Below are 6,524 nucleotides of genomic sequence, written 5' to 3' on the forward strand. Positions count from 1 at the left end.
GCGCCACCACCTCCCGCGGCGACATCACCGCCCGCAGCCTCTGACCCGCCGGCCCAGCCGCAGCCGAGCGCGCACCAGGGGGCGGTGGCCGACGGCGCTGCGCAACCGGTGCCGACCAGACTGCACAGCCTGCCGTCGCGGGGCGGTGGGCTGCGCAACGCCGTGACCTGCAATGGTCGGGGCACTGTGCGGGCCTGCGCAATACCCCAGTCGCGGGTTGTAGAGTGCATCCAGCCCACTCTCCTGCCGGGCCGAGTACAGGGAGCCACACGGGTGCGGGCGGGCCATGCTGGAGCAACTCCGTCGTCGCTACTGCCATGACTGCGACGTTGGGCAGGAAGCCGGCCGTTGCGAGGTCTGCCGTCCCCGCCATCACCCGCGTCAGAGTCCGGCTGGCTGCTACCAGGATGGAGGCAGGGTCAGTCCGGCCGGCAGGGGCCCGCTCGACGGCAGATGGTCCGGAGTAGTGCCAGCAGCTCCCGAGAAGTCGACCGTGCCGCTGGTGAACCTCGCGACGCTGAAGTGGACCGTGCTGCCGGTGAACTCCGTGCCGCTGAAGTGGACTGTGCCGCTGGTGAACTCCGCGTGGGCGAAGGAGACCGTGCCGCCGGTGATCGCGACATCCGAGAGGTCCATGCCGTCGAACACCGCGTCGGTGAAGTCGAAGTCGTGTCCCTGCGAGGAGTGTGGAACCTCGGGCGGCAGGCGCAGATGATCGCGGATGAGCCGGATGACGGTATGCCAGACCTGCCGCAGTGCCAGGTAGGAAGGAGTGCCGGGCGTCGGTGTCGCCCGCGGGCACGTCCGACTCTGCGGTGTAGGGAAGGCGCAAGTAAGTACATCTTTCCGAACTTGGGCACGCAGGTCAGGGGGACCGCGGTGGCAGGCGCCAGCTCCTCTGCTGCGGGCCGCACCCCTCGGCAAAGTGAACGTTAGACCGGCATGAAGATCATCGCGCGGCCAATCGCCGTATCCGCTGTCCTTGCCGGTGCCGTACTCGGGCTGTCGGCGTTGCCTGCTCAGGCCGCCGACAGCCCGACCATCAGCAGCCGTACAACTGCCGTCTCGGAAGACCCCACCGACCAGAAGGACAATGGCTCTCTCGTCGGATCACTTTTTCGACGCTTCCTACAGCTTGTTCGACGTCCTCAAGTTCCCCAAGTCCGAGTAACAGGCTGCCGCGGCCCGACTCACCAGCCGCCAGCCTCACGGGGCTGGCGGCTGCGGTTGGTGCAGAGATGGGCAGGGCGAGGAAGTCGCCGACGGGTCAGGAAGTGAGTACCCCGGAGCGGGTCAGGTAGAGGGCCGACGGCGTCGATCCGGTACCGGTCGGCGGCATCGAGTAGCAAGTCCTCGGGCTGGGTGCGGGCGGGCAGGGCCTCCAGGGCCCCGTGCGCAGCGCCGTCTCGCAGTGTGCCCGCGTGGTCAGCGCGTACGTCGTACCAGGGGTCGGATTCCCGCACCACCCGAGCCGGAACCGTGCGAGCGGTGAGGGCAGCCTCGCACCGGGCAACCCGGCCTCCGCTACAACGACGTCCCACCCCGGCCGGCAGTCCACCACCAGACCCCGCCCGTCCTAGAACCGAGCGAAGTAGTCCGGAGCGTGCGAGATCCGCTTGCCCCGCTCGTCCTTCCAGAAAGCCACAATGGCTGCGACAGCAGACCCGTGACCTGCGGCGTGAAGTCGAGCAGAATCGCGTGATCGCGCTCCAGCCAGGACTCGAACCCCACATGCCCACCGGTAGTCGCTGACCAGTACAGGCCCGGGAAGTGACGCGGCCCACGATGGGAAGGAAACCCGCGCACCGGCAGCCCCGCCTCGAACATCACGGACGACGCCGCATCGGCCAATGGAAACCGGTGTTCCCCCTCCGTATCCCGCCAGCCGATCTCGAAACCGTCGATGTTCGATGGCACCACTCCGACCATCTCGTGCACATCCATGGAGATCAGGTTGCAGATCCGCAGGGAACAGACAGGTCGAACGGGACTACGTAAAACCATCATCTGAGTGATCAAGCCACAGAGTGCGAATAGCCGTCAGATGATCAGGAAGAGCTTGGTCCTGAGTGGCTGGTTCAGGCTGTGCGTCGACCTGGGCCGCCGTAGGGTGCCGGGCCGTGACAGTTTCTTCGGTTGGGGCGCCGCTGTGGCGCGACCGGCAGTTCGTCCTGCTCGTCTGCGCACGGGTCATTTCGGTCCTGGGTAACGGCTTTGCGCGGGTGGCGCTGGCGTTCGCCGTGCTTGCTCTGCCGGGAGCCAATGCAGGTCGATTGTCCCTGGTGCTGGCCTGCCAGGCGTTGCCCCAGCTGGTGTTCATCCTCGCGGGCGGGGTGATCGCGGACCGCATCTCACGGTCGAGACTAATGGTCCTGGCCGATGCGCTGGGGGCTGGGGCCTATGCGGGTCTGGCCGCCATGGTGCTGACCGGTCATGCACCGCTGGCGGCGGTGTGCCTGCTGGCGGTGGCGGCCGGAACGGCGACGGCTCTGTTCGCCCCTGCGATGGAGGGCCTCGTGCCGTTGATCGTGCCTGCAGACCGCTTGCAGCGGGCCAACGGGCTGCTGCGGGTCGGCACCAACAGCTCCCTACTGCTCGGCCTGGCGGTGTCCGGGGTCACCGTGGCACTGGTGGGCGCCGGCTGGGCACTCGCACTCAACGCGGCGTCCTTCGTCGTCAGCGCGGCGCTGACGGCCCAACTGCGGGTGGTTGCGCGGCCGCGCAAGAAGGCGTCGGGCTGGACTGACCTCCGAGAGGGGTGGCAGGAGTTCGCTTCCCGGCAGTGGTTGTGGGTCGTCGTTGCTCAGTACGCGGTCGTCGTCGCCGCGCTCAACGCCAACGTTGGCGTCCTGGGCCCGCTGACGGCCAAACAGCACCTCGGCGGGGTGCGGGCGTGGTCGGTCATCGTGGCCGCGCAGGCTGCAGGCACGATCGCAGGTGCGGGCCTTGCCGTCCGCGTGCGGGTCGACCGACCCATCTTCGTGGCGGTGCTGTGCACGTTTCCGGCCGCTGTACCGATCGCTCTGCTCAGCACCGAAGCCCCCGTGTGGCTGATCGCCGCAGCCATGTTCGGTGCCGGTATCTCGAGCGATGTCTTCAACGTGCTGTGGGCCACCACCATCCACCGGGAGATCCCAGATCGGGTCCTGTCCCGCGTGAGTTCCTACGACTGGTTCGGTTCCCTGGCCTTCGCCCCGCTCGGGCTACTCGTCGCAGGCCCGATCGCCGCGGCCGTGGGTACCAGCCGGGCCCTGGCCGGCTGTGCCGCCCTGGTCGTCCTGGCCACCGCGGTGGCCCTGCTCTCGCCGCAGGTACGCACCCTGCGCACTCGGCCGCGCTGCGCCATCCCGGAGAGACGGGGCCAGGTCGCCGCCCACTGGAAGAAGATCGTGCGCCTCGCCTTTCCCGGCAGGCGCTGACAGGCGAATACCGACACGCGCCAAGGTGGCGTTAGGCGGGCTGCGGGGCGGGCGTTGTCGGGGCGGCCGCGACCTTGCGGGTCTCGTGCATTATCAGCAGGCCGTTGACCACCATCAGTGTCGCGGTCAGGCAGTGGACGCCGAGCGCGGTGGCCACGGAGCCGTGGTGGGCCAGCACGGTGGTCATGTCGCCGTACGCGGCGAGAGCCTCCACCAGCAGCGCCCAGCCCAGTGCCCGGCGGTGGCCCGTCACCAGCAGGATGCCCAGGACCAGGGCCAGGACGACGTCGCGGATTCCCTTGATGATCAGGAAGCCGTCGCCGTCGCCGGACGGCCAGCTCGGCAGGCCGAAGCCCGGCGCTGTCGTCTCCGGGCTCAGGATGAACTCCGCCCCGAACCAGAGGATGAAGAGGATGAAGGCGGCGGCCAGGACGGTGTTGATCTTCTTCAGCGACATTGTTCTTCTCCTTGCAGCTTGGTGAGCTTCGTGGAGCTTGCTGAGTCGAGTGGAGCCTGATCAGGCCGCGCGGACGCGGCTGATCGAGGGGCGTAGTTTGTCGGGATCGCCGTTGTGGGATCTGAGCGGCAGCTGCATTCCCGGATGTCGGGATTTCGGTGGCCAGCTGCCGCCCGGGGAGTGGGGATTGTGCGCCACGGGCGCGGTGTCGGCCCGCGGGCTCAGGTGAGGGCGGCGACGAGCAGGGTGAAGGCGGCGATGATGACGGCGACGCGGACGTAGTGGTAGCGGTCCCAGCGGTTCATCTGCTCCTTCCAGTCGGCGGGCCGGTTGTCAGGGGTCCACGTCTTGTTCCGGTTGTTGATCGGGACGAGCAGCAGGAGCGACATGATCACGCTGAGGGCCAGCAGCGCGCCGGCGGTGATGACGAGGCCGGTGCCGTGGTGGTGCCATCCTGCGATGGCCCAGACCGCGACGAGGATGAGAGAGCCGATGTACCAGACCGGCATCACGGCGCCGAGCATCCGACCTCCGTGGGCGTGGCCGAGTTGGCCACTGTCCTCGGGGAGGGCGTTGAGGATCGGGTTGATGACGAAGGCGACGGAGAACTCCACCCCCACCATCACGCCGACGATCACGGTGGTGACGACCTCGAGTGCGTGGAACATGATGCCCCCCTGGTATCTAGTGTTGCTAGCTGATGAGGCAACGCTAGTACTGCTGCCGCTTGATTGTCTAGCGGTGCTAGGATCGAATCATGTCGGTACAGGAACGCAAGCAGCGTGAACGGGCGGAGCGCGAGCGCCTCATCGTGGCAACGGCCCGCGAACTCGCCGAGCAGCAGGGCTGGGACGCGGTCACCACCCGCCGGCTCGCCGAGCGCATCGAATACAGCCAGCCCGTCCTCTACAGCCACTTCCGCGGCAAGCGCGAGATCATCGGCGCCGTCGCCCTCGAAGGCGCCGCGGAGATGGCCGCGGCCGTGCGTGCCGCGACCTCCGCCGCGGACGGCCCGCGCGAGCGGGTCGCCGCCCTCGCCCGCGCCTACCTCGACTTCGCCGCACGCAACCCGGCAGTCTACGACGCCTTGTTCCAGCTCGACGGCGGCCTGGCGTACGCGCAGGAGGACACCCCGGAGCCGCTGAAGGACGCCTTCGCCGCGCTGCTGGAGAGCCTGGGCGAGGTCGCCGGGGACGGCGTCCACCCGGGGCTGTTCACCGAGGTGTTCTGGGCGTCCCTGCACGGCCTTGCGACCCTGACCCGGGCGGGACGGCTGCTGCCGGAGGACGCCGAGCAGAGGGTGGAGCTACTGGTGGACCGGCTCGCCGTGGTCTGACACACCGTCCCGGCGGGCACGCAGCCGGGGCCCTCGGGCCCCCGCCGCTGCCTACCTGCGGCAACCTTCCGGTCACTCGCGTCGCGTCCACACGGCGCAGCCGCAGATCGCCGGGCCCCGTACCCCAGACGGGCACCCGCCCCGCAAGCTGCGATGCTCATTGATCACGACCCAATACGCGCCCTAGGTGGCACCGGTTTCGTTCCGTAGCACCCGCTGTGCCACGCCTGGGCGATACCGTGAGAACGCACGCCACATGACGTCCTAGGGGAGCCCTCGATGAGCCAGGAGCCGGCCGCCGCGCCCGACCGCCAGCCACTCGATGAGACCGCCGCTGAATCGGTCCGCAAGTACGCGGCTGACCAGCGCGCCAAGGTTGACGTCCTCGCCTCCGTCCTGGAGGACATCGCCGCGAACGGCTACCCGGTCCCGGAGTCCGGTGTGCTGTGGGAAGAGGCCCGCGACGCGCACCTCGCACGCCTCGTCGGCGAGCAGCCCCGTGTCGCCTGACCACGGTGCGCGGCGCTCGCGCGTCATCCTCGTGGAGCCTGCGCTCACCCAGCTGTCGAAGCTGACCGCGTCCGAGACGCACCGCCTGGACCGTGCGATCGTGGCGATCAGCGTCAACCCGAACCTCGGCACCGAGGTGCCCGGCACCCTGCTGCGCGACTACGTCGATGAGATCGACGGCGTACGGGTGATCTACTACGTGACCGCCCTGGGGTCGATCACCATCGTGGCGTACGTCGAAGCCTGAGCACTAAAACAGCAGCGCCCCGGATCCGGGTAGGTCCGGGTCGCTGACATGACGGCGGGCGGGAGCACCCCCGCGTCGGCGGGGAGGACGACAGATCAACGCGGGGCTTCGAAGGGGACGGCGGAACACCCCCGCGTCGGCGGGGAGGACGTGATCGGCCACCTGGCTTCGGTGACCTGCAGTGGAACACTCCCTGCGTCGGCCACGTGGGAAGCGCCCCATCGGTCGTATTCCGGAGAAACGGACCGGAAGCAATCCCGGCACCGAGCTGCGGGCCTACTCAGCGGATCGGTTACTGTCCGTCGCAGTATTGCCTCGGACAGGCGCTCAGTCGGTGAGATCACTGGTTTCGGACGGTCCATCTGATGCGCCGTGGTCGACGAGGCGCAGGAGCTTTGGGCTGGCATGTCGGAGGCGGCCAGTAGCGTCTCTAGAACTCTGTGTGTGCCTGTGGTTTCCAGGCTTTTCGGGCGCGGCGTGGCCGTGTGCGGTCGCTGTCCGGTGGTCCGAACCTCGGGGTGAGGGGATGGACTTCGGTGGCGTGCAGGTGGTGGA

Annotated in this window: 9 protein-coding genes; 4 read left to right on the forward strand and 5 right to left on the reverse strand. The window is 68.6% G+C overall.

The features are described 5' to 3' along the window. From ABT114_RS49730 to ABT114_RS49740, 3 genes are all read right to left on the reverse strand, one after another. On the reverse strand, positions 1 to 230 hold a 230-nt coding region (locus ABT114_RS49730; protein WP_351153827.1), incomplete at its 3' end, for a hypothetical protein. Positions 231 to 399: 169 nt separating this feature from the next. Beyond that, complete coding sequence (locus tag ABT114_RS49735; protein ID WP_351153830.1) at positions 400 to 636, reverse strand: hypothetical protein; 237 nt, start codon at positions 634 to 636, stop codon at positions 400 to 402. A gap of 888 nt (positions 637 to 1,524) precedes the next feature. Continuing rightward, the gene (locus tag ABT114_RS49740; RefSeq protein ID WP_351153833.1) at positions 1,525 to 1,944 is read right to left on the reverse strand and encodes a hypothetical protein; all 420 of its coding nucleotides are present in this window, start codon (positions 1,942 to 1,944) and stop codon (positions 1,525 to 1,527) included. Positions 1,945 to 2,120: 176 nt separating this feature from the next. Between ABT114_RS49740 and ABT114_RS49745 the strand changes: the two genes are divergently transcribed. Then, the gene (locus ABT114_RS49745) at positions 2,121 to 3,419 is read left to right on the forward strand and encodes an MFS transporter (RefSeq protein ID WP_351153836.1); all 1,299 of its coding nucleotides are present in this window, start codon (positions 2,121 to 2,123) and stop codon (positions 3,417 to 3,419) included. A gap of 31 nt (positions 3,420 to 3,450) precedes the next feature. Here the strand turns inward: ABT114_RS49745 and ABT114_RS49750 are convergent, their stop codons facing one another. Then, a complete protein-coding gene (locus tag ABT114_RS49750; protein ID WP_351153839.1) occupies positions 3,451 to 3,876 on the reverse strand; it encodes a DUF4267 domain-containing protein in 426 nt (141 codons plus the stop codon). A 221-nt stretch (positions 3,877 to 4,097) separates the two neighbouring features. Then, positions 4,098 to 4,544 carry an anthrone oxygenase family protein gene (locus ABT114_RS49755; protein ID WP_351153842.1) on the reverse strand — a complete coding sequence of 149 codons (447 nt, stop codon included), beginning with the start codon at positions 4,542 to 4,544 and terminating at the stop codon, positions 4,098 to 4,100. 89 nt (positions 4,545 to 4,633) lie between these two features. Here ABT114_RS49755 and ABT114_RS49760 point away from each other — a divergent pair, with 89 nt between their 5' ends. The 3 genes from ABT114_RS49760 (at position 4,634) to ABT114_RS49770 (ending at position 5,969) form a co-directional block, all read left to right on the forward strand. Then, entirely contained in the window at positions 4,634 to 5,212 is a 579-nt protein-coding gene (locus ABT114_RS49760) for a TetR/AcrR family transcriptional regulator (protein ID WP_351153845.1), read from the forward strand. Between the two features lie 279 nt (positions 5,213 to 5,491). Beyond that, complete coding sequence (locus ABT114_RS49765) at positions 5,492 to 5,722, forward strand: hypothetical protein (protein ID WP_351153847.1); 231 nt, start codon at positions 5,492 to 5,494, stop codon at positions 5,720 to 5,722. Next, positions 5,712 to 5,969 (forward strand): hypothetical protein, encoded by a 258-nt coding sequence (locus tag ABT114_RS49770; RefSeq protein WP_351153850.1) that lies wholly within the window; start codon positions 5,712 to 5,714, stop codon positions 5,967 to 5,969. Before ABT114_RS49765 ends, ABT114_RS49770 begins: the two co-directional genes overlap by 11 nt. Positions 5,970 to 6,524 lie beyond the last annotated feature (555 nt).

This window comes from Streptomyces sp. NPDC002088 (assembly GCF_040296605.1).
Taxonomy (GTDB): Bacteria; Actinomycetota; Actinomycetes; order Streptomycetales; family Streptomycetaceae; genus Streptomyces.

Excerpts from the sequence above, each read along its gene's own strand:
- ABT114_RS49735 (WP_351153830.1), bottom strand. The coding sequence starts at position 636 with ATGGACCTCTCGGATGTCGCGATCACCGGCGGCACGGTCTCCTTCGCC.
- ABT114_RS49750 (WP_351153839.1), bottom strand. The coding sequence starts at position 3,876 with ATGTCGCTGAAGAAGATCAACACCGTCCTGGCCGCCGCCTTCATCCTC.
- ABT114_RS49765 (WP_351153847.1), top strand. The coding sequence starts at position 5,492 with ATGAGCCAGGAGCCGGCCGCCGCGCCCGACCGCCAGCCACTCGATGAG.
- ABT114_RS49740 (WP_351153833.1), bottom strand. The coding sequence starts at position 1,944 with ATGGATGTGCACGAGATGGTCGGAGTGGTGCCATCGAACATCGACGGT.
- ABT114_RS49755 (WP_351153842.1), bottom strand. The coding sequence starts at position 4,544 with ATGTTCCACGCACTCGAGGTCGTCACCACCGTGATCGTCGGCGTGATG.
- ABT114_RS49760 (WP_351153845.1), top strand. The coding sequence starts at position 4,634 with ATGTCGGTACAGGAACGCAAGCAGCGTGAACGGGCGGAGCGCGAGCGC.